The sequence below is a fragment of the Streptomyces axinellae genome, from assembly GCF_039532135.1.
Lineage (GTDB): Bacteria > Actinomycetota > Actinomycetes > Streptomycetales > Streptomycetaceae > Streptomyces > Streptomyces axinellae.
Window position 1 is genome coordinate 366,259 of sequence record NZ_BAAARJ010000006.1, and the last position, 19,104, is coordinate 385,362.

17 protein-coding genes and 1 pseudogene are annotated in these 19,104 nt (G+C 72.4%); 4 read left to right on the forward strand and 14 right to left on the reverse strand.

The annotated features are described in order from the left end of the window. Positions 1-223 precede the first annotated feature (223 nt). From ABD339_RS11730 to ABD339_RS11755, 6 genes are read right to left on the reverse strand one after another with little or no spacing between them, the layout of a single operon-like run. Positions 224-988, reverse strand: a complete 765-nt coding sequence (locus ABD339_RS11730; RefSeq protein WP_344564983.1) for a cytochrome P450 — start codon at positions 986-988, stop codon at positions 224-226. Beyond that, positions 921-1,475 (reverse strand): hypothetical protein, encoded by a 555-nt coding sequence (locus tag ABD339_RS11735; RefSeq protein WP_344564985.1) that lies wholly within the window; start codon positions 1,473-1,475, stop codon positions 921-923. Before ABD339_RS11735 ends, ABD339_RS11730 begins: the two co-directional genes overlap by 68 nt. After that, entirely contained in the window at positions 1,472-2,113 is a 642-nt protein-coding gene (locus ABD339_RS11740) for a GTP-binding protein (RefSeq protein WP_425575961.1), read from the reverse strand. Before ABD339_RS11740 ends, ABD339_RS11735 begins: the two co-directional genes overlap by 4 nt. Further along, positions 2,094-2,456, reverse strand: a complete 363-nt coding sequence (locus ABD339_RS11745) for a DUF742 domain-containing protein (RefSeq protein WP_344564989.1) — start codon at positions 2,454-2,456, stop codon at positions 2,094-2,096. The genes ABD339_RS11740 and ABD339_RS11745 overlap by 20 nt, the downstream gene beginning before the upstream one ends. Further along, positions 2,453-2,881 carry a roadblock/LC7 domain-containing protein gene (locus tag ABD339_RS11750; protein ID WP_344564991.1) on the reverse strand — a complete coding sequence of 143 codons (429 nt, stop codon included), beginning with the start codon at positions 2,879-2,881 and terminating at the stop codon, positions 2,453-2,455. The genes ABD339_RS11745 and ABD339_RS11750 overlap by 4 nt, the downstream gene beginning before the upstream one ends. Next, entirely contained in the window at positions 2,878-4,671 is a 1,794-nt protein-coding gene (locus tag ABD339_RS11755; protein ID WP_344564993.1) for a sensor histidine kinase, read from the reverse strand. Before ABD339_RS11755 ends, ABD339_RS11750 begins: the two co-directional genes overlap by 4 nt. A gap of 367 nt (positions 4,672-5,038) precedes the next feature. Here ABD339_RS11755 and ABD339_RS11760 point away from each other — a divergent pair, with 367 nt between their 5' ends. Beyond that, the gene (locus tag ABD339_RS11760; protein WP_425575962.1) at positions 5,039-5,959 is read left to right on the forward strand and encodes an oxygenase MpaB family protein; all 921 of its coding nucleotides are present in this window, start codon (positions 5,039-5,041) and stop codon (positions 5,957-5,959) included. A 36-nt stretch (positions 5,960-5,995) separates the two neighbouring features. Here the strand turns inward: ABD339_RS11760 and ABD339_RS11765 are convergent, their stop codons facing one another. After that, the gene (locus ABD339_RS11765; protein ID WP_344564995.1) at positions 5,996-7,483 is read right to left on the reverse strand and encodes a M1 family metallopeptidase; all 1,488 of its coding nucleotides are present in this window, start codon (positions 7,481-7,483) and stop codon (positions 5,996-5,998) included. Between the two features lie 179 nt (positions 7,484-7,662). On the opposite strand from ABD339_RS11765, the pseudogene ABD339_RS11770 reads away from it, so the two are divergent. After that, a pseudogene (locus ABD339_RS11770) lies at positions 7,663-7,947 on the forward strand (carboxypeptidase); the annotation flags it as partial. Here ABD339_RS11770 and ABD339_RS11775 read toward each other — a convergent pair. Both ABD339_RS11775 and ABD339_RS11780 read right to left on the reverse strand, forming a co-directional pair. After that, complete coding sequence (locus ABD339_RS11775) at positions 7,923-8,903, reverse strand: FAD-dependent oxidoreductase (protein WP_344564997.1); 981 nt, start codon at positions 8,901-8,903, stop codon at positions 7,923-7,925. The pseudogene ABD339_RS11770 and the gene ABD339_RS11775 sit on opposite strands and share 25 nt — an antisense overlap. Positions 8,904-9,057: 154 nt before the next feature. Next, on the reverse strand, positions 9,058-10,677 hold the full coding sequence (locus tag ABD339_RS11780) for an ABC-F family ATP-binding cassette domain-containing protein (protein WP_344564999.1): 1,620 nt from the start codon (positions 10,675-10,677) through the stop codon (positions 9,058-9,060). Between the two features lie 302 nt (positions 10,678-10,979). Between ABD339_RS11780 and ABD339_RS11785 the strand changes: the two genes are divergently transcribed. After that, positions 10,980-11,699, forward strand: coding sequence for a nitroreductase family protein (locus ABD339_RS11785; protein WP_425575963.1), 720 nt, complete (start codon positions 10,980-10,982; stop codon positions 11,697-11,699). Positions 11,700-11,846: 147 nt separating this feature from the next. Here the strand turns inward: ABD339_RS11785 and ABD339_RS11790 are convergent, their stop codons facing one another. From ABD339_RS11790 to ABD339_RS11800, 3 genes are all read right to left on the reverse strand, one after another. Then, entirely contained in the window at positions 11,847-14,297 is a 2,451-nt protein-coding gene (locus ABD339_RS11790; RefSeq protein ID WP_344565001.1) for a Tex family protein, read from the reverse strand. A gap of 168 nt (positions 14,298-14,465) precedes the next feature. After that, entirely contained in the window at positions 14,466-15,338 is an 873-nt protein-coding gene (locus ABD339_RS11795) for an SCO6745 family protein (protein WP_344565003.1), read from the reverse strand. Between the two features lie 153 nt (positions 15,339-15,491). After that, complete coding sequence (locus ABD339_RS11800) at positions 15,492-16,310, reverse strand: enoyl-CoA hydratase/isomerase family protein (RefSeq protein ID WP_344565005.1); 819 nt, start codon at positions 16,308-16,310, stop codon at positions 15,492-15,494. A gap of 583 nt (positions 16,311-16,893) precedes the next feature. Between ABD339_RS11800 and ABD339_RS11805 the strand changes: the two genes are divergently transcribed. Further along, positions 16,894-17,298 (forward strand): ATP-binding protein, encoded by a 405-nt coding sequence (locus tag ABD339_RS11805; protein WP_344565090.1) that lies wholly within the window; start codon positions 16,894-16,896, stop codon positions 17,296-17,298. A gap of 32 nt (positions 17,299-17,330) precedes the next feature. On the opposite strand, the gene idi is transcribed toward ABD339_RS11805, so the two are convergent. Both idi and galE read right to left on the reverse strand, forming a co-directional pair. Continuing rightward, complete coding sequence (gene idi / locus ABD339_RS11810; protein WP_344565007.1) at positions 17,331-17,891, reverse strand: isopentenyl-diphosphate Delta-isomerase; 561 nt, start codon at positions 17,889-17,891, stop codon at positions 17,331-17,333. A gap of 119 nt (positions 17,892-18,010) precedes the next feature. Next, on the reverse strand, positions 18,011-19,021 hold the full coding sequence (gene galE, locus ABD339_RS11815; protein WP_344565009.1) for a UDP-glucose 4-epimerase GalE: 1,011 nt from the start codon (positions 19,019-19,021) through the stop codon (positions 18,011-18,013). Positions 19,022-19,104 lie beyond the last annotated feature (83 nt).

Consider the following 19,104-nt stretch of genomic DNA (forward strand, 5'->3'; position numbering starts at 1 on the left):
GGGCGCGCTGCGATCAGCTCGCCCGGCACCGTGCGTCGCGTGCCGGTGCACCGAAATCCGGTGCACCGGCTCGCCGCTCGCATCCCGGTGTTCCGGCATTCCCGCGTTTCGGCGCTCCGCAGGGCGCCAAACCGGTGCTCCGGCGCGACGAGGATCCGCTCGCGCCCGTGCGAGCCGCTGTCAGCCCCGTGAGAGCCGCTGGCAGCGCCGGCGCGAACCGCCGTCAGCGCAGCAGCACCGGAAGCTCGTACAGCTCGTTCTGGGTGACGGCCGGCTTGTGGCGCAACTCGGCGGGGTCGATGGCCAGCCGCAGATCCGGAAAGCGCTCGAAGAGCGCCGGGAGTGCCACCAGGGCCTCCAGCCGGGAGAGCGGCGCCCCCGGACACACGTGCGGGCCGTGGCCGAAGGACAGATGGCGGCTCGGGGCGCGGGTGATGTCGAACCGGTCGGCGCAGGCGCCGTGCTGCCAATCGTCCCTGCCGATGGGGCCGTAACTGATGATCACCGCCTCGCCCTTCCCGACGCGGGTGCCGCCCACCTCCAGGTCCTCGGTCGCGAAGCGGATGAGTACGTGCGTGGTCGGCGCGTCCCAGCGCAGAGTCTCCTCGATGGCCGCTTCCCAGGAGGCCGAGCCCGAGCGCAGGAGGGCCAGCTGCTCGGGATGGGTCAGCAGGGCCACCACCGCACTGACGATCAGGCTGATCGTCGTCTCGTGACCCGCGGTGATCAGGACCTGGACGGTGGCGAGGACCTCCTCGTCGCTGAGTGAGTCGCCCTCCTCGGCAGCGGCCAGCAGTGCGCTGGTCAGGTCGTCGCGGGGCGACTCCTTCTTCCGGGCCAGCACAGCTTCGAACAGGGAGCGCAGTTCGGCGATGATGGCCTGCACCTCCTCGCCGGGAGTGACGCTGCTGAAGAACCCGTCATAGAGGGTGCGCAGCCGCGGGATCCGGGCCGTGTCGATGCCCAGCAGGCTGCCGATGACGGCCATGGGCAGCGGGTAGGCGAACGCCGCTTTCAGATCGACGGCCTTGCCGGCTTGACCGGCCTTGCCGTCGTGGCCGCCGTGACCGTCCGGTGCGGTGCCGACGGCGTTCTCCGACGGTGTAGAGGACGGATGCCTGCTTGCCGATCATCGGCCGCAGCGGCCAGTCCGCGGGGATGCGGGGCCACTGGTCCCACAGGGCCGAGTCCCGGCTGAAGAGCCCGGAGTCGGTGGTGACCTGGTGGAGTTCGCGGTATCCGAGCACCAGCCAGGCGGGTACCTCGCCCGGCAGCGTCACAGGAGCGATGCGGCCGTGTTCGGCGCGCAGGTCCCGGTAGAGGCGGGAGCGCCCGTTGTTGCGGAACCTCGGCCCCATCAGCGCCACCGCTTCGGCACCGGCACTGGCGTCCGCACCGGCATCCGCACCGGCGTCCTGGTGCGCGGGGCAGCCCGCGGGAGCGGAGGTCGTGGTGCTGTGGCGCGGGCTGGTCACGGAGCGGTCTCCCGGGCGGCGCGCGCGGTGGACAGGGCGTACAGATGGTGGACGAGCGCGAGCAGCACGTCCCGGCTGGACTCCCGTGAGCGCGCGTCGCACTCGACGAGGGGGATCTCCTCGGACAGGTCGAGCGCCTCGCGCACCTGCTGGGAGGTGTGCCGGGGCCCGCCGAAGTCGTTGCAGGCGACGATGAACGGGGTCCCGTGCGCCTCCAGCCGGTCGATCGCATACCAGGAGTCGGTCAGCCTGCGGGTGTCCACGAGGACCACGGCGCCCAGCGTGCCCGAGAACAGCCGGTCCCACAGGAACCAGAACCTCTCCTGGCCGGGTGCGCCGAACAGATAGAGCACCGTCTGCTCGTCGAGGCTGATCCGTCCGAAGTCGAACGCGATCGTGGTCGTGGTCTTTCCCCGGACGTCGGCGAGGTCATCGACGCTCTCTCCGGCGCGGGTCATCGTCTCCTCGGTGTTGAGGGGCCGGATGTCGCTGACGGCGCGGACCATGGTCGTCTTGCCGACCCCGAACCCGCCGACGATCACGATCTTCAGCCCGTGCGCGGCCGTGCTCTGCAGCGGCGGCCTGGTCTCGGGATCAGGCATCGTCCCCGGGAGCGCTTCAGATGTTGCGGAGTCCAACGAGCACCTGCTTCAGGAGGTCGGGGTCGGGCAGCGCGCCGGCGGCGGTCGCCTTGCGCGGATGGCGGGCGGTGATCTTCCCCTCGGCGAGCAGGTCGCCCAGCAGGATGCGGACGACACTCACGGGCAGGCCGAGATCCGAGGCCAGTTCGACGACCGCCGTGGGAAAGCGGCAGACGCGCAGGATCGCGGCGTGCTCCGACTGCATGCCGCGCACGGGCTCACTCTCGCTGATCACGAGTGTCACCAGGTCGAAGGCGTCCGCCCCGGCGGCGGAACGGCTGCGACCGCCGGTGACGGTGTACAGCCGGTCCGGGTTGTCGTCCCGGCCCGGCCGCTTCATGCTGGTCCGCCTCCGTGCCCGTCACCGGGGGCGGGCACACGGGGCGGTGAACTGAGGTACTCGCTGAGCTGTTCGACCAGTTCGTTCATGTTGTGGCCGATCAGCCCGACGTCGGAGTCCTCGTCGGCGACGACCGCCAGATGCGCGCCGTCCCCCGCCTCCACGACGAACAGGATGCCGCCGTAGAACTCGGCCATGGCCTGCCGCACCCCGCCGTTGCCGTCGCCGAACTCCATGGAGGCGCCGTGGGAGAGGCTCTGGATACCGGCGGAGATGGCCGCGAGCTGGTCGGCCTGGTCGATGGACAGCTCCGGAGTGCGGCAGAGCTTGAGTCCGTCGCGGGAGAGCACCAGGGCATGCCGGGCGCCGGGCGTACGTTCCAGCAGACTCTCCAGCAGCCAGTCGAGCTTGCTGTCAGTGATCATTCGGTGTCGTCCTCCGAGAGGGGAGAGGAACGGGCGGGGGAGGAGGCCGGAGCGGCAGAGGTCCGGCTGGTCTCTTCGGACGGGCTGCCGCCTTGCACGGCGCGGCGGAAGTCGCCGAATCGCGCGCCGGACGGGCGCCGGGACCGGGCGCGGTCCATCTCGGTGCCGGGGGAGCCCGGTGCACCGGCGGAGTCGGCGGCACGGGCGGGCCCCGAGGAACCGGTGGGGCCGGTGGGATCGGCGGGGGAGGGGCTGTCGGGGCCGGACGGTCCAGGGGTGCCGCTCCGCGCGGGGGTGGCCTCGGAGCGGGCGACCGCGGCGAGCGTCTGCCCCCGCCGCCGCTTGGGGAGCCCGCTCTCGCCGAACTCCAGCGGCGGCGGCGCGACGGCATGCCCGTGCCCGCCCCAGGTGCCCCCGTCACCCGCGCCACGACTGCCGCCCGCGTCACGGCTCTCGCCCGTGCCGGAACTGTCACCCGGTCCGTGGCTGCTGTCGGCGGTGCCGCCCTCGCCCACCCTGTCGCCGCCGTGGGCGGCGGCCGGTTCCCGGGGCGGCGACAGGACGGTCGGCCGGGCGCCGCGGCCCGCTGCGACGGTGCCGCGCGGGGTGCCGTGCGGCGGTGTCCGGGTGTCCTCGGCGCGCGGTTCGGCGATCAGCTCGCGCGGGACCCGCACCAAAACTCCCGTGCCGCCGTGCGCCGAGGGCCGGAAGGCGACCGACAGGCCGTGCTTGCGTGCCAGCCGGCCCACGACGGCGAGACCGAGGCGGGTGCCGGACAGTGTCGTGAGGTCGCCGTGTTCGGCGGAGACGGCCTGCTGGGCGCGGCGCAGCGCGACCTCACCCATGACCAGGCCGCCGTCCTCGATGGTGATGACGGCGCCCGCGGCCACCTCCTCGACGTAGACGTGCACTTCGGAGGTGGGCGGCGAGAAATTGGCCGCGTTGTCCATCAGTTCGGCCAGCGCGTGCATCACGCCCTCGGCCGCGTGCCCCGCGATGGCGACGGTACTGGTGGAGTGCAGCCGCACGCGTCGATAGCCGCTGATGCGGCCCATGGCGCCGCGCAGGATGCTCTCCATCACGATCGGCTTGGCCCAGCGCCTACCCGAACGCGCCCCCGTCAGCACGGCGATGGAGTCGGCTATACGTCCGGTCTGCGCCGTCCGGTGGTCCAGGTGCAGCAGGTCGCCGAGTACGTCCTCGTCCGCGTGCCGGTGCTCCATCTCGCGCAGGTCGGCGGCCATGCTCGTGGCCAGCGCCTGGACGCGGCCCGCCGCGTTGGCGCACGCCGACATGGCGGCGGCCCGTGTGCTCTCGCCCCCGTGCACCTCGGTCGCCAAGGTGACCAGGACCTCGCGCTGGGCCTCGGAGGCCACCGGGGGAGCTTCGGCGAGCGCCGTCTCGGCCGAGCCGCCTTCGCGCAGCCGCTTGACGACGGCGGGGACGACCTCGCCCGCGAAGTACCCGTCCGCCGCCTGCCGTTGGGCGGCCTCCGCGTCCCTGGCGGCGAGCCGGGCGCGCAGCGTCCGCGCGGTGAGCAGGGAGTGCGCGGCGACGACGGCGGCGGCACACAGCACCAGTCCGGCGACACCGCCGCCCCAGGCGACCGGTACCCGACCGGAGTTGGGCGCGGCGTGGACGGCGCTCAGCCAGGCGACGGCGGTGACCACCACAGCGGCCAGCAGCGCGAGGGCCGTACCCGTCGCCGCCCCTGGTGCCGCGGCCGGCTGCCCTTCCGTGCGACCCGCCGCACCGGCGGCCGGAGGCGGTGATATCTCGGAGGAGGTCATCAATCAGGTCCTCGGGACGGAACCGGGCAGAAGCGAGGGCTGGGCCGCAGCCCTCCGTTCAACGTCGCCTCAATATAGTTCAGTTAGTGATCACGTTGTGACAGTAAGGGGTATATCCGCTCGGTCACGCGTACCTCGCCAGGCCCAGGCCCGGCTCCCCGTCGCCGCCCGCGTGTCCGCGTGACCTGGTTTCTCGTCACCCGCCGCCCGCCGCCGATCGCACCCGACACTCCCGGCACTCCCAGGTACCCGCTGCACCCCCGGCGCTCTCAGCACCCCAGGCACTCCGGACGCCCACAGCACCTTCGGCACTCCGGGCGCTCCGGGAACCGCGCGTCGGCGAAGCACCGGATGCATCATGAAAAGTGTGACGGCACGCGACACGCACTCCCACTCTCCCGCGGACCCGGCCCCGCCCCGGCACCCGGACAGCACCGGCCACCGGCCGCGCGGCAGCGACCCGCAGTCGCCGCCGCCGGACGGCATCCTGTGGGAGGTGGCGGGCGAGATCCGGATGCTGCTCATGCTGCCCGCGGCGCTGACGATGCAGGTCGCCCATCCGGCCGTGGGCGCGGGCGTGGACGAGCACTCCGTCTTCCGCACCGACCCCTGGGGCCGTGGCGAGCGCTCGGTGCGCAGCGTTCTGCTGTGGGTGTACGGGGGAGAGGAGGGCGCCGAGGAGGGGCGCAGGCTGCGCGAGCTGCACAAGACGATCCAGGGCACCGACGCGCACGGCAGGAGATACCACGCCCTCACCCCCGCCTACTACTCCTGGGTACACGCCACCGGATTCCCCACCTACCGGCATGCCCAGCGCTACCTGGGCCGCCGCCCCTACACGGCGGCCGAGGAGCGGCAGCTGTACGCCGAGTGGCTCCAGGTCGGCCGCGTCCTGGGCATCAGCGACCGGGACATGCCGCAGACCCTTGAGGAGTTCTGGCCGTACTGGAACCGGATGCTCGTCGAGGAGATCGAGCCCACCGGGGTCGCGGTCGAGCTGGCCTCGGTCAACCTCGATGTTCCGCCGCCGCCGTACGGACCCCGCGCCGTGCGGGTGGCGCTTCGGACGCTGTGGCCGCTGCTGATGCCGGGGATCGCGCGGTTCCGGTGCTTCGTGACCATCGGGATGATGCCGCCCGAGGCGCGCCGGGCGCTGCGGCTGCCGTGGACGGTGAGGCAGGAGCGGCGGCTGAGGAGGCTGGGGCGCCTCCTTGCCTGGACGGTTCCGCTCCTGCCGGAGCGCCTCAGATACCTCCCCTACGCCCGGCGCGCCCGTGCGGCCCGGTGAGAGGCCCGGCCCGCGAGGCGGCCGGGGGCGAGCCCGCTAACGCGATCCGGTGACCGGATGGTCCGCGGTCTGGATCTGCTTCCAGGACCGGGGCCGCTTCGGTGCCGAGTCGGCGAATGCGGCGCCCGCTGCCGAGGCGCCGGGCTTGGATGCCTGGTACAGCCACGTGTCGAAGAGTGAGTCCAAGGGTGTGCCGGACACCTTCTCCGCATAGGCGATGAAGTCGCCGACATTCGCGTTGCCGCCCGCGTGCTGCTTCGGCCAGCCCTTCAGGATGGCGAAGAAGTCCTTGTCGCCGACCTTCTCGCGCAGCGCCTGCACCGCCATGGCGCCCCGGTCGTAGACGGCGCTGTGGAACTGGTTGGCCGCGCCGGGGTCGCCCGGCTCGACTTTCCAGAACGCGTCGTCGGCAGGGTGCGAGGCGTAGGCGTAGTCGGCAAGTTCGCGTGCGGTGCCCTCACCCTGGTCCTCGGACCACAGCCATTGGCTGTACCGCGCGAAGCCCTCGTTGATCCATATGTCCTTCCACCCCTTGAGCGAGACGCTGTCGCCGTACCACTGGTGTGCCAGTTCGTGGACGACGACCGAGGTGTTGGAGCCGTCGGCGAAGTCGTCGGGACTGTAGAAGGGGCGGGTCTGGGTCTCCAGCGCGTAGGTGGTGTCCGTGTTGGGGACGTAGCCGCCGACCGCGTCGAAGGGGTACTTGCCGAAGTATTTCTCCAGCCATCCGGTCAGCTCGGCGGTCCGTTCGACGCTCGCCCGCGCCGCCCCCGTGTGCTCGCCGAGATCCTTGCTGTAGGCGTTGATGACGGGCAGTCCGGAGTCGGTCTTCCCCCGCGTGATGTCGAACTTGCCGACCGCGAGGGTCGCGAGGTAGGTCGCCTGGGGCGCGCGGGAGCGCCAGTTGTAGCGCGTCCATCCGGCGCGCGAGGACTGCGACTGGAGCGTGCCGTTGCTGATGGCCTGGGTGCCGTCGGGGACGGCGACGCTGACGTCGTAGCTCGCCTTGTCGGTGGGGTGGTCGTTGCTGGGGAACCACCACCAGGCGGCCTCCGGCTCATTGGCCGCGACCCCGCCGTCCGGGGTGCGCAGCCACGAGGTGAAGCCGTTCACCTCGACCTTGGAGGGAGTGCCCCGGTAGCGCACGACGACGGTCGCCTGTTCGCCCTTGGCCAGGGGCTTTGCCGGGGTGATCTCCAGCTCGTGCGCGCCGGAGGTGGTGAACTTCGCCTTCTTGCCGGCCACCCGTACCTCGCTGACATCCAGTGCGAAGTCCAGGTTGAACCGTGAGAGGTCCTGCGTGGCGGTGGCCAGCAGGGTCGCCGTGCCCTCCAGCGCATCCGACTTCGGCTGGTACTTGAGCCGCAGGTCGTAGTGGGAGACGTCGTATCCGCCGTTTCCGTAGTCCGGGTAGTAGGGGTCGCCCACGCCCGGCGCTCCCGGGGCCGGTTCGGCGGCCGAGGCCGGGACGGCCAGCAGGAGCGAGGCCGCCACCGCGCCCGGGACGATCAGTCTGTGACGCACGAGTCCTCCAACTCTTCTGCAACTTCTCCGCGACAGGAGTCACTTCGTCCGAAGGCTATGTACTCACGGTGCGCACTGCATGTCCACGCCACCATCCGTCATACGATTGCCATCCCGTGGACACACGCCTCTTCTGCACCGGAGGCCGCACGGTTGACGTCCGTGGCATGGCCCTGCTCATGCGCTTCAGCCGCGCCCACCGGAAGACGGCGGCACTGACGGCGGCCGCACTCCTCCCCCTGCTCGCCACCGCACCCCTCGCCCACGCGGCCCCCGCCCCGCGCCCGGCCGCGGACCCGCCCCGTACCGGCTTCGAACGCACCGACGGCGCACGCTGGACGACCCAGCCCGAGGAGCAGGACTTCCTGGCCGCCGTGGACAAGGGCAGCCGCCGCGTCAGCCTCGACACGATCGGAAAGACCAAGCAGGGCAGGCCCGTTCAGCTCGTCCGCATCGGCGGGCCCACCAGCCGCGCCGCATCGACCGCGCAGCCCCACGAGACCGTGATGCCCGCGCCGCCGTGCCCGTAGTTGTGCACACACAGGGACTCGCCGCCGCGCCCGTCGGGTATGCGCTCGGCCTCCAGCCGCACGCTAGGGCGGAACGGCCGCAGTCCGACCCGGTGTTCGAGGACCTTCGTCTCCGCGAGTGCCGGAGCGATCGCGGCGCAGCGCCGCACGATGGCCTCGGCGGTCGCCGGATCGGGCGTGCGGTCCTCGGCGCCGTCGTGCGCCGTGCCGCCCAGGATCAGCCCGAAGGGCTGCGGCACGAAATAGGTCGTCTCGCTTGCCGCGCCGCTCGCGGCCACGTACCACTCCTCGATGCCGGGGTTCTCCACGACGAGGACCTGCCCGCGCACGGCGCGCACGGCAGGATCCGGCACCAGCTCGCGCGCCCCCAGCCCGCTGCAGTTGACGACGACGGGAGCCTCGGCGGCGGCCTCCGCGAGCGAACGCGCCGCGCGGCGCTCACAGCGCCCGCCCGCCGCCTCGAACCGCCCCAGCAGGTAGGGGAGATAGGACGTCATATCGACAACGGGGGCCCGGGGCGGGGTACCCGTGAGAGCGCTCCACTCCGGCGGCGGCACACTGTCCGGCATCGTCCCCCGCACCAGCCGGACCCCGGTGAGGGGCGGCTGCTCGGCGAGCCACGCGAAGTGGCGGAAGGAGCGGACAGCCCACTCCAGAGCCCGCGCCCGCGGCTCGATCCGGTACGGCCAGCACAGGCCGCCCGCCACGGCCGAAGTCGTCTCCTCCGGCGCCTGCGGATCCCACAGCCGTACGGACATGCCGCGCTCGGCCAGGAGCACCGCCGTCGTCAGACCGATGACGCCGCCGCCGATGACGACGGCCGCCCGGCCGCCCTCGCTCCCGCCGCTGTTGCCGCTCCTGCTCCTGCTCCCTTGCGTCACATCTCCCATACGGGAGAGCATGCGCCGCTCGCGCCGCATGCGGTAGCGCGGGGTGCGGCGCAGGTCCGGGCTCCGGTTCTCTGCGGCCGTTCCCGGACCGCCCCGCCGGCACCGCGGAGCGCTGCCCCGCCGCGCGCTGCCGCTCCCGCTGCCCCGCCGCGCGCTACAACTCCTCCGGCTCCACCTCCGTCAGTTCCCCGTCCGCCAGCCGCAGCCAGCGCGTAATCCCCAGCTCCCGCAGGAAGGGCACATCGTGACTGGCGACCACGAGCGCCCCCTCGTACGCCGCCAGGGCCTCCCGAAGCTGGCGGACGCTGGCCATGTCCAGGTTGTTCGTCGGCTCGTCCAGCAGTAGCAACTGCGGCCCGGGCTCGGCGAGCATCACCGCGGCCAGCGTCGCGCGGAAGCGCTCGCCGCCCGAGAGCGTGCCCACCGCGCGCTCGGCGCGCTCGCCCCGGAACAGGAAGCGGGCCAGCCGGGACCTGATCTGCTGGTTGTTGGCCTCCGGCGCCAGCCGGGAGACGTTCTCCACCACGGACAGGGCGTCATCGAGCACATCCAGCCGCTGGGGCAGCCAGCGCAGCGGCACATGGGTGCGCACCTCGCCGGACGCGGGCGCGAGCTGCCCGACGAGGGTCCGCAGCAGCGTCGTCTTGCCCGCCCCGTTCGGGCCGACGAGCGCGATCCGGTCGGGCCCGTTCACCCGCAGGGTCACCCGCGCTCCGGTCCGCAGCTCGGCGTCCTCCACGGTGAGGACCTGCCGTCCGCGTGGCACGGCGGTGAACGGCAACTCGACGTGGATCTCCGCGTCCTCCCGTACCCGCTCGGCCGCCTCCTCCAGCCGCTCCTTGGCGCCCTCCAGCCGCTGCTCGTGCAGATTGCGGTGCTTGCCCGCCGTCTCCTGGGCCCTGCGCTTGCGGGCGCCGAGCAGGATCTTCGGATCGCCGCTGGTGGCGGCGACCCTGCTGCCGTAGCGCGCCCGCCGGGCCAGCTTCGTCTGCGCCTCGGCCAGCTCGCGCTTTTGCCGCCGCACGTCCGTCTCGGCCGCGCGCACCATCCGCTCGGCCGCCTCCTGCTGGGTGGCCACAGCCTCCTCGTACGCCGCCAGATTGCCGCCGTACCAGGTGACCGCACCGTCGCGCAGCTCGGCGATCTGCTCGACCCGGTCGAGGAGTTCGCGGTCGTGGCTGACGATGACGAGCACGCCGTGGAAGCCCGCGACCGCGTCGTGCAGCCGGCGGCGGGCCTGCCGGTCCAGGTTGTTCGTCGGCTCGTCCAGCAGCAGGATGTCCGGCCTGGCCAGCAGCAGCGCGGCCAGCCGCAGCAATACCGACTCGCCGCCCGAGACCTCGCCGATGGTGCGGTCGAGGCCGACGTGGGCGAGCCCGAGCTGATCGAGCGTCGCGCGGGCCCGCTCCTCGACATCCCAGTCGTCGCCCACCGCGGTGAAGTGCTCCTCGCTCGCGTCGCCCGCCTCGATGGCGTGCAGCGCGGCCCGCGCGCGGTCGATACCCAGCGCCTCGTCCACGCGAAGGGAGACGTCCAGGGTGAGGCTCTGGGGCAGATAGCCGACCTCACCCGAGACCTTGACCGAGCCGGTGTGGGGCGTCAGCTCTCCGGCGAGGAGCTTCAACAAGGTGGACTTGCCCGTGCCGTTGAGCCCGACCAACCCTGTGCGGCCGGGCCCGACCGAGAGGTCGAAACCGGTGAAGACGGGGCTGCCGTCCGGCCAGGAGAAGGACAGCCGGGAGCAGGTCAGGGCAGGGGTGGTGAAAGCGTTCATGGGACCTCCGGGTCGCATCGCGTACGGGGTGGAGCGGGGCGGTGAACAACGCGGGAGACACCGGACCCCGGGCGCGATACGCCGCAGAGGCAGGAGGTCAGAAGACGGAGAGGCGGAGAGAAAGGGCCGGCTCGCTTCCGAGGTCACACTCGTGGCACACAGACAGGGCACACGGTGTCTCAGACCTCAGATACGCAACGGCCTCTCCAATCGACGGCAACAGGGCCAGTCCGGGACCATACGCTGCGCACTTGGCGCTCGCAAGCCTTTTCCGGCGAGCCGGGATGTGCTGTGCTGCCGCTATGGTCCGTACCACAGCGTCTCGCTCGCTCTCCGGCCCGAACCCGAACCCGGATCTGAACCCGGCTCCGGGCCCGTACCCGACGGTGCCGCTCCGGCTGATGGAGGTCCCCGCCCAGCAGGCGGAGGACCGTGCCAAGTCCTTCTACGAGATCATGTCCCGCCGCCGTACCGTCCGTGACTTCGACGCCCGCCCGATACCCGGCGATGTCCTGGAATGGGCGGTGCGCGCCGCCGCCACCGCGCCCAGCGGCGCCCACGTCCAGCCCTGGCGCTTCGTCGTCCTCACCGACCCGGCACGCAAGCGGCGGCTGCGCGAGGCGGCCGAGGCCGAGGAGCGCGAATTCTACGAGCGCCGCGCCTCCGACGAGTGGCTGGCCGCGCTGGCCCCGCTGGGCACCGACGCGGACAAGCCGTTCCTGGAGACCGCGCCCGCCGTCATCGTCGTCTTCGAGGTCCACAAGGGCCCGCACTCGCCCCGCCCCTACTACACGAAGGAGTCGGTCGGCATCGCCGTCGGCTTCCTCCTCGCCACCCTCCACCAGGCGGGCCTGGCGACCTTGACCCACACCCCCAGCCCCATGCGCTTCCTCAACGAGATCTGCGAGCGCCCTGCCGAGGAGCGGGGCGCCTACGTCGTCCCGGTCGGATACCCCGCCCCACAGGCCCGGGTGCCGGACCTGACGAGGAAGGAACTGGACGAGGTGATGGTGCGCCTGTGAGCGCGCGCCGACAGCGCCGGTGAGCGCGCGTCGGCAAGTGCGTCGTGGGACGCGCGCCGCCGCTACGTGGATGAACGCGGATGAACGGGGAAGGGCGGCCCCGGCCGGGGACCGCCCTTCATCACCTCGGCCCGCTCCGAGCGACGGCTACGCCAGTCCGGCGCGGCGCAGTGCCTCAGCCATCTCACTGTTGCCCGGTGCGGGCGCGGCAGCGCTCTGCCCGCCACGGCGCTTGGCGCCACCCTTCTGGCCGCCCCTGGGACCGCCGCCCTTGCCGCCGCCGTCCTTGGATGAGCCCTGCCGCTGGCGCGGGGCGCCGCCGCCCCGGTTCTCGGTGCCGCCCTCGCGGCCCTCGCCGCCGCGCCGGCGATCCCGGCCGCCGCGCCGCGCGCCGCCGCCCGCCTCGGGCTCGTCGTCCAGGCGCAGCGTCAGCGAGATCCGCTTGCGTGCCTCATCGACGTCCAGGACGCGCACCTTCACGATGTCGCCCGGCTTGACCACATCACGAGGGTCCTTCACGAAGGTCTTGGACATCGCCGAGACATGCACCAGGCCGTCCTGGTGCACCCCGACGTCCACGAAGGCGCCGAACGCGGCCACGTTGGTGACCACACCCTCCAGCACCAGCCCCGGCTCCAGGTCGCTGAGCTTCTCGACACCCTCCTTGAACGCGGCCGTACGGAAGGCCGGACGTGGGTCGCGGCCCGGCTTCTCCAGCTCGCGCAGAATGTCGGTGACCGTCGGCAGACCGAACGTGTCGTCCACGAAGTCCTTCGGGTCCAGGGCGCGCAGCGCCGAGGAGTTCCCGATGATGCCCGTCACGTCCGTGCCGGTGGTGCGCACCATGCCGCGCACCACGGGGTACGCCTCCGGGTGCACCGCCGAGGCGTCCAGCGGGTCGGTGCCGCCGCGGATGCGCAGGAAGCCCGCGCACTGCTCGAACGCCTTGGGGCCCAGCCGCGCGACATCCTTCAGCTCGGTCCGGTTCTTGAAGGGCCCGTTGCTGTCGCGGTGCGCGACGATGTTCTCCGCCAGCCCCGAGCCGATGCCCGAAACCCGCGAAAGCAGCGGCGCCGAGGCGGTGTTGACGTCCACCCCCACGCCGTTCACACAGTCCTCGACCACCGCGTCCAGCGAGCGGGACAGCTTCACCTCGGACAGGTCGTGCTGGTACTGGCCCACGCCGATCGACTTCGGGTCGATCTTCACCAGCTCCGCCAGCGGGTCCTGGAGCCGGCGCGCGATGGAGACGGCCCCGCGCAGCGAGACATCCAGCTCCGGCAGCTCCCGTGAGGCGAAGGCCGAGGCCGAATACACCGAGGCGCCGGCCTCCGAGACCATCACCTTGGTCAGCTTCAGCTCCGGCTTGGCCGCGATCAGCTCGCCCGCCAGTTTGTCGGTCTCCCGCGACGCGGTGCCGTTGCCGATGGCGACCAGCTCGACACCATGACCCTCCGCGAGGGCGGCCAGCTTGGCCAGGGACTCCTCCCACCGCTTGTGCGGTGCGTGCGGGTAGACCGTGTCCGTGGCGGCGACCTTGCCCGTCGCGTCGATGACGGCGACCTTCACACCCGTACGCAGCCCCGGGTCCAGGCCCAGCGTGGCGCGGGTGCCCGCGGGGGCCGCCAGCAGCAGGTCGCGCAGGTTGGCGGCGAAGACGCGCACCGCCTCGTCCTCGGCCGCCGTGCGCAGCCTTGTGCGCAGATCGATGCCCAGGTGCACCAGCACGCGGGTGCGCCAGGCCCAGCGCACCGTCTCGGCCAGCCACTTGTCGGCCGGACGGCCCTCGTCCCGCACGCCGAAGCGGTGCGCGATGGAGCGCTCGTAGGAGCTGGGGCCCTCCTGCACCGCGTCCTCCCCGGCGGGCTCCGGCTCCAGGGTGAGGTCGAGGACCTCCTCCTTCTCGCCGCGCAGCATCGCGAGAATCCGGTGCGAGGGCAGTGCGGTGAAGTCCTCGGAGAAGTCGAAATAGTCGGCGAACTTCGCGCCCTGCTCCTCCTTGCCCTCGCGCACCTTCGCGGCGAGCCGGCCCCGCTCCCACATGCGTTCGCGCAGCTCACCGATCAGGTCGGGGTCCTCGCTGAAGCGCTCCGCCAGGATCGCGCGGGCGCCTTCCAGCGCGGCGGAGGCGTCCGCGACTCCCTTCTCGGCGGCCCCGGCGTCGACGAAGGCGGCTGCCGCGGCCGACGGCTCGGTCGTGGGATCCGCGAGCAGCCCGTCGGCGAGCGGCTCCAGACCGGCCTCCCGGGCGATCTGTGCCTTGGTGCGGCGCTTGGGTTTGAAGGGAAGGTAGATGTCCTCCAGCCGCGCCTTGGAGTCGGCGGCGCGCAGCTGCGCCTCCAGCTCCTCGGTGAGCTTGCCCTGGCCGCGCACGGACTCCAGGATCGACTCGCGCCGCTCCTCCAGCTCCCGCAGATACCGCAGCCGCTCCTCCAGGGAGCGCAGCTGCGCGTCGTCGAGCATCTCGGTCGCTTCCTTGCGGTAGCGCGCGATGAACGGCACGGTCGACCCGCCGTCGAGCAGCTCGACTGCGGCGCTGACCTGCCGCTCGCGTACGCCGAGTTCCTCGGCGATCCTGCCTTCGATGGTCGTCGTCACGATGGTTCGTTCCGCCTTCTCGGTGCTGTGGTCCCCCGGTAGGCATGCATTGTGGCAGGTGGGTACGACAGCGCGGAGCAGGCGGGGCGGCCGTGGAAGGGCCCTGAGCCGCTGGTCAGCCGGGCCGGTTCCGCTCCGGCGCGCGGGCGGCCCCGGTCGGCTCGCTGGTCAGCCCTTGCTGATGAGGTCGGCCGGATAGGCGCCCGCCTCGGCCGCCGCGCGCGCGAACCCGCCTGCCAGTTCGGTCAGCCGCGCGACGCCCTCGGCGCCCAGCCGTTCGTAGGGGTGACGATCCAGCCGGTCCGTCTCCTCCTCCAGCGTTCGACGTAGCCGCACGCCCTGTTCGGTCAGCTCGCCGTCCCTGCCCAGCAGCCCGCGCTCGACGAGCCGCAGCTGGGCCGCCGACCAGTCCTGCGTGTTGTAGCCGCGCGTGCTCATCACCCAGGCGGGGCTCATGCCGCGGCCGGTGGCGGTGTGGCTCACCAGGGCTTCCAGGGCGTCGAGTTCGGCGTTCTGGAGCGCGGTGATGTGGCTGTCTCCGCGGTGCTCGCGCAGCAGCGTCGCCGCGTGCCACAGCGCCAGGTGCGGGGCCTGGGCCACGGTCGGTACGGGCAGGTCGGCGTTGGCCGCGTACAGCGGGCGGCCCGAGCGGGTGCAGCCCTCCGCCGCGGTGAGCGCCAGTCCGGCGGCCTCGGCCATCTCCTCGGAGGTCACCGCCTGCTCGCCCAGGAGGTTGCGCAGCGTGGCGTCCACCGCGCGCAGCCGTGCGGCCAGCACGGTCGCGGGGGAGGCGGAGTCCCACACCTCGGGGACGAAGCGGGCGACCAGCGTGTGGCTGTAGTTGTAGAACGTGGCCGTCACGGTGCCGGCGGACGCGGCGCCCAGGGGTGCGGCCCGCACGGCCAGGTTCACCGCGTGCGAGTCCTCGATGCCGTAGGGCGCGAGTTCCTTCCCCAGCACGGGTGAGAAGTACAGCGTGGAGTGCAGGGCGTTCAATGCGCTGTGACAGCGCCGCCCGGCGCGTTCGGGGAGTGACGTCATGCCCGTACGCTACCGGGCGGTATGAGCGACCTGAAGGGGAGGGGAACGACAGACTCCGCCTCGCTCTCCGGCTGCGCTCCTCCACCCGGCATATGCCGCTGCCGAACCGCGGCCGACCGCACACCGGACGCGGGCGGATCGTGAACGGCCGGATCAGGAAGGCCAGTTGAACCGGGGTGGCCGGCGCTCCAGAAAGGCGGCCACCCCCTCGGCGGCCTCGCCGCCCGCCGCGGCTTCCCGCTGCCAGCGGGCGCGCCGCGTGGGGTCGGTGCGCCCGTCGGCGAAGTCCTTGGCCGCCGCCTGGGTCAGGGCCGAGCACCGGGTCAGCGTACGGGCGAAAGAGGCGATTCTCCGGTCCAGTTCGTCCGCCGGGTGCACCTCGTCGGCCAGCCCGGTGCGCAGCGCGCGCTCCGCGCCGATCAGTTCGCCGGAGAAGAGCAGGTACTTCGCGGTCGCCGGGCCCACCAGGCGTACCAGCCGCTCGGTGGAGGCGGCCGGATAGACGATGCCGAGCTTCGCGGGGGTGATGCCGAACAGCGCGTCCTCGGCGGCGAATCGCAGGTCGCAGGCGGCGGCGAGCTGACATCCGCCGCCGACGCAGTAACCGCGTACGGCCGCGAGGGTGGGCTTGGGGAAGCGGGCCAGTGCCTCTTCCGCCGTCGCCGCCAGGGCTTGCTGCTCCGCCAGGGCGCCGCCTGGGGAAGACCCGTCCCCCTCAGCCCCGGTGTCGCGCAGGGAGCCGATGTCGGCGCCCGCGCAGAAGGTGTCCTCGGCCCCGGTCAGGACCAGCACGCGCACGCTCGGATCGGCGGCGAGGTCCTTCAGGAGCACGGGCAGCCGCCGCCACATGCCGGGTGTCATGGCGTTGCGCCTTTCCGGGTGGCGGATGGTGACGGTCACGACCCCGGCGCCGCCGCCGGGGCCGTCCGTGGTGGCCGCGTCGTCCCGGGAGGTGAGCAGAGTCGGCTCCATGGACGTGATCGTATCCACGCGGATGCCCGTACGGGCCTCGGGGGAGCCACCATGACGGGCCGGTGAGAGGCCGACGAGGGGCCGGGACAGTGCAAGATCAGTCGCAGATCTGATCGGTGCGTAAGTCTTCTGTCAATTGCCATCGATAAGTGCCAACTTGCAGTCACTGGACCGGGCCTGGCCCTCGGAGCGCCAACACTCGGTGCAAGTGCATCTGCAAGAACGCTCATGCGCCGGAAGCCCGAACAGTGACCACCGAGGAGAGCGGGGTGCGGAGATGGAGAGCCGCGGCAGGCGTGGATCCGTCGTCGTCAGCAAGGCGCCCCCGGGCGCGGGGAGAGTCGTTTCTTCCGTTACCGGAGAGTTCGCTCCGGCCGCGACGCCGGTACAGGAGCGCGGCGGGTACCCGTGTCAGGAGAACACCGTGCGGGTAGAGCCGCGCCCGGAGCGCGCCGGGCCGCCCGAGGAGACCACCACCCGCCGGGAGCGCCAGGGCCGCTCCGAAAGCCGTGTCACCGTCACCGGATCAGGCGCCGCACCACGCGCCGAGCCCCGCGTCGCCGACGGCACCTGGCGCTTCACCGTGCCCTCGACGGACGCCTCGGTGCCCCGCATACGGCACGCCGTACGGGATCTGCTGCGGCGGCAGCCGGCTCCCGTGGGCGAGGAGACGGTGGAGGGCCTGCTGCTGATCCTCTCCGAACTGGTCACCAACGCCGTGCGGCACGCGGCGCTGCTCTCACCGCAGATCGGCGTGGAGGTCTCCCTGGGGGGCGGCTGGCTGCGGGTGGCAGTCGAGGACTGCCACCCCTACCGCCCCAAGGCGCTGGACGCCGATCCGCTCGCGGAGCACACCGGCGGTCGCGGGCTGCTGCTGGTCAAGGCCGTCACCGGCGAGGCGGGCGGCATGTGCGACATCGAGCAGACCAGCTCCGGCGGCAAGGTCATCTGGGCCGCGCTCCCCCTGACACCCCCAGCCGCCGGCTGAGCCCGGTGCGACAGCCGTATGGCCGCCGGCGCTCACCAGCCGCCGGCGCCACCCGTCACTTCGCGGATCGCGGGACGCGCCGCGTCCAGGACCGTCATGAACCAGGTGGAGAACGCGTCGGTGGCGTGCCGCTTCTCCAGCTCTTCCGGCGTCACGAACGCCGTTTCGGCGATCTCCTCGGGATCCGGCCGCAACTCCTCGCGCACCAGCCCGGCGAACAGGTGGTTGTACTCCTGCTCGACGAGACCCGAGGCCGGGTCCGGGTGGTTGTAGCGCACCGTGCCCGCCTCGCGCAGCAGCGAGGGGGCCACGCCCAGCTCCTCACCGACCCGGCGGGTGGCCGCGGCGAAGGGGGGCTCCTCGGGGTAGGGGTGCCCGCAGCAGGTGTTGGACCACACTCCCGGCGAGTGGTATTTCCCCAGTGCACGCCGCTGGAGCAGCAGTCTGCCCGCGGCGTCCAGGAGGAAGACGGAGAAGGCCCGGTGCAGCCGGCCGGGAGGCACATGGGCGGAGAGCTTCTCCGCGGTGCCGATCGTCGTCCCGTTCTCATCGACCAGTTCGAGCATGATCGGGGCCGCTGAGCTGTTCGCCATGTTGATCCTTCTTGTGGGCCTGTGGGCAGCGCGATCCAGTGTGCCGCAGTTAACGCCCCGACTCCGCATCGTGAGCGCTTCTGTCCACTCCGCACACCCCGAGGGCGCCCCCTGACTGCTCAGTGCGCCGGGTTGCGAGCCTCCGGATCGCGAGCTTCCGGATGGTGCAGCAGCCAGCCCTCCCACGCCGAGGAGACCATCTCCCGGACGCCGAAGCGCGGCTGCCAGCCCAGCTCGGCGCGGATCCGCTCGGCCGAGGCGACCACCCGCGCCGGATCACCGGGGCGGCGCGGCAGCACCCGGGGCGCGGGCTCGTGCCGGCTGGTGACCTCCGCGATCACCTCGGCCATCTCCCGTACGGAGACGCCCTCGCCGGTGCCGACGTTCAGCGTCAGATCGCGCCCCGCCCCCCGGCCGCCGCCCAGCGCGCGGGCAGCCGCGACATGTGCGTCGGCCAGGTCGCGCACATGGATGTAGTCCCGGACGCAGGTGCCGTCCGGGGTCGGATAGTCGTCGCCGAAGATCCCGGGGGCCACACCGCGGGTCAGGGCGTCGAAGTACATCGGGACGATGTTGAAGACGCCGGTGTCCGACAGGCCGGGCTCGGCGGCGCCCGCCACGTTGAAGTAGCGCAGACAGGCCGTCTCCAGCCCGTGGGCCCGGGCCGTGGCGCGCACCAGCCACTCGCCGGCCAGCTTGGTCTCGCCGTACGGGTTGATCGGCACGGCCGGGGTGTCCTCGGTCACCAGGTCCACATCGGGCATGCCGTAGACGGCGGCGGACGAGGAGAAGACGAAGCGGCGGATCCCCGCACCGACCACGGCGCCCAGCAGTTCCGTCAGGCCCTGCACGTTCTCCCGGTAGTAGTGGAGCGGCTGCTCGACCGACTCGCCGACCTGCTTCTTGGCGGCGAGATGGATCACGCCGCTGATCCCGTGCCCGGCGAGCGTGCGCTCCAGCAGCGGGCGGTCCAGCACGGAGCCGCGCACCAGGGGCACCTCGGACGGAAGGCGCTCGGGGATACCGCTGGTCAGGTCGTCGAGCGCCACGGCGCGCTCGCCGGCCGCCGTCATCGCCCGGGCGACATGTGCGCCGATGTAACCGGCCCCGCCGGTGATCAACCACGTCATGCCCGAACCCTATCGGCCCTCGTGAGAGCCGCGAGCCGCCCCGGTTGTGACCCGGGCCCGTGATCGACCATGCTGGTGCGCGC

What these genes read in the sequence shown, in the direction of transcription:
- ABD339_RS11755 (WP_344564993.1), bottom strand. Translation starts at nt 4,671, where the DNA reads ATGACCTCCTCCGAGATATCACCGCCTCCGGCCGCCGGTGCGGCGGGT.
- ABD339_RS11800 (WP_344565005.1), bottom strand. Translation starts at nt 16,310, where the DNA reads ATGGAGCCGACTCTGCTCACCTCCCGGGACGACGCGGCCACCACGGAC.
- ABD339_RS11730 (WP_344564983.1), bottom strand. Translation starts at nt 988, where the DNA reads ATGGCCGTCATCGGCAGCCTGCTGGGCATCGACACGGCCCGGATCCCG.
- galE (WP_344565009.1), bottom strand. Translation starts at nt 19,021, where the DNA reads ATGACGTGGTTGATCACCGGCGGGGCCGGTTACATCGGCGCACATGTC.
- ABD339_RS11745 (WP_344564989.1), bottom strand. Translation starts at nt 2,456, where the DNA reads ATGAAGCGGCCGGGCCGGGACGACAACCCGGACCGGCTGTACACCGTC.
- idi (WP_344565007.1), bottom strand. Translation starts at nt 17,891, where the DNA reads ATGGCGAACAGCTCAGCGGCCCCGATCATGCTCGAACTGGTCGATGAG.
- ABD339_RS11775 (WP_344564997.1), bottom strand. Translation starts at nt 8,903, where the DNA reads ATGGGAGATGTGACGCAAGGGAGCAGGAGCAGGAGCGGCAACAGCGGC.
- ABD339_RS11785 (WP_425575963.1), top strand. Translation starts at nt 10,980, where the DNA reads ATGGTCCGTACCACAGCGTCTCGCTCGCTCTCCGGCCCGAACCCGAAC.
- ABD339_RS11750 (WP_344564991.1), bottom strand. Translation starts at nt 2,881, where the DNA reads ATGATCACTGACAGCAAGCTCGACTGGCTGCTGGAGAGTCTGCTGGAA.
- ABD339_RS11795 (WP_344565003.1), bottom strand. Translation starts at nt 15,338, where the DNA reads ATGACGTCACTCCCCGAACGCGCCGGGCGGCGCTGTCACAGCGCATTG.
- ABD339_RS11780 (WP_344564999.1), bottom strand. Translation starts at nt 10,677, where the DNA reads ATGAACGCTTTCACCACCCCTGCCCTGACCTGCTCCCGGCTGTCCTTC.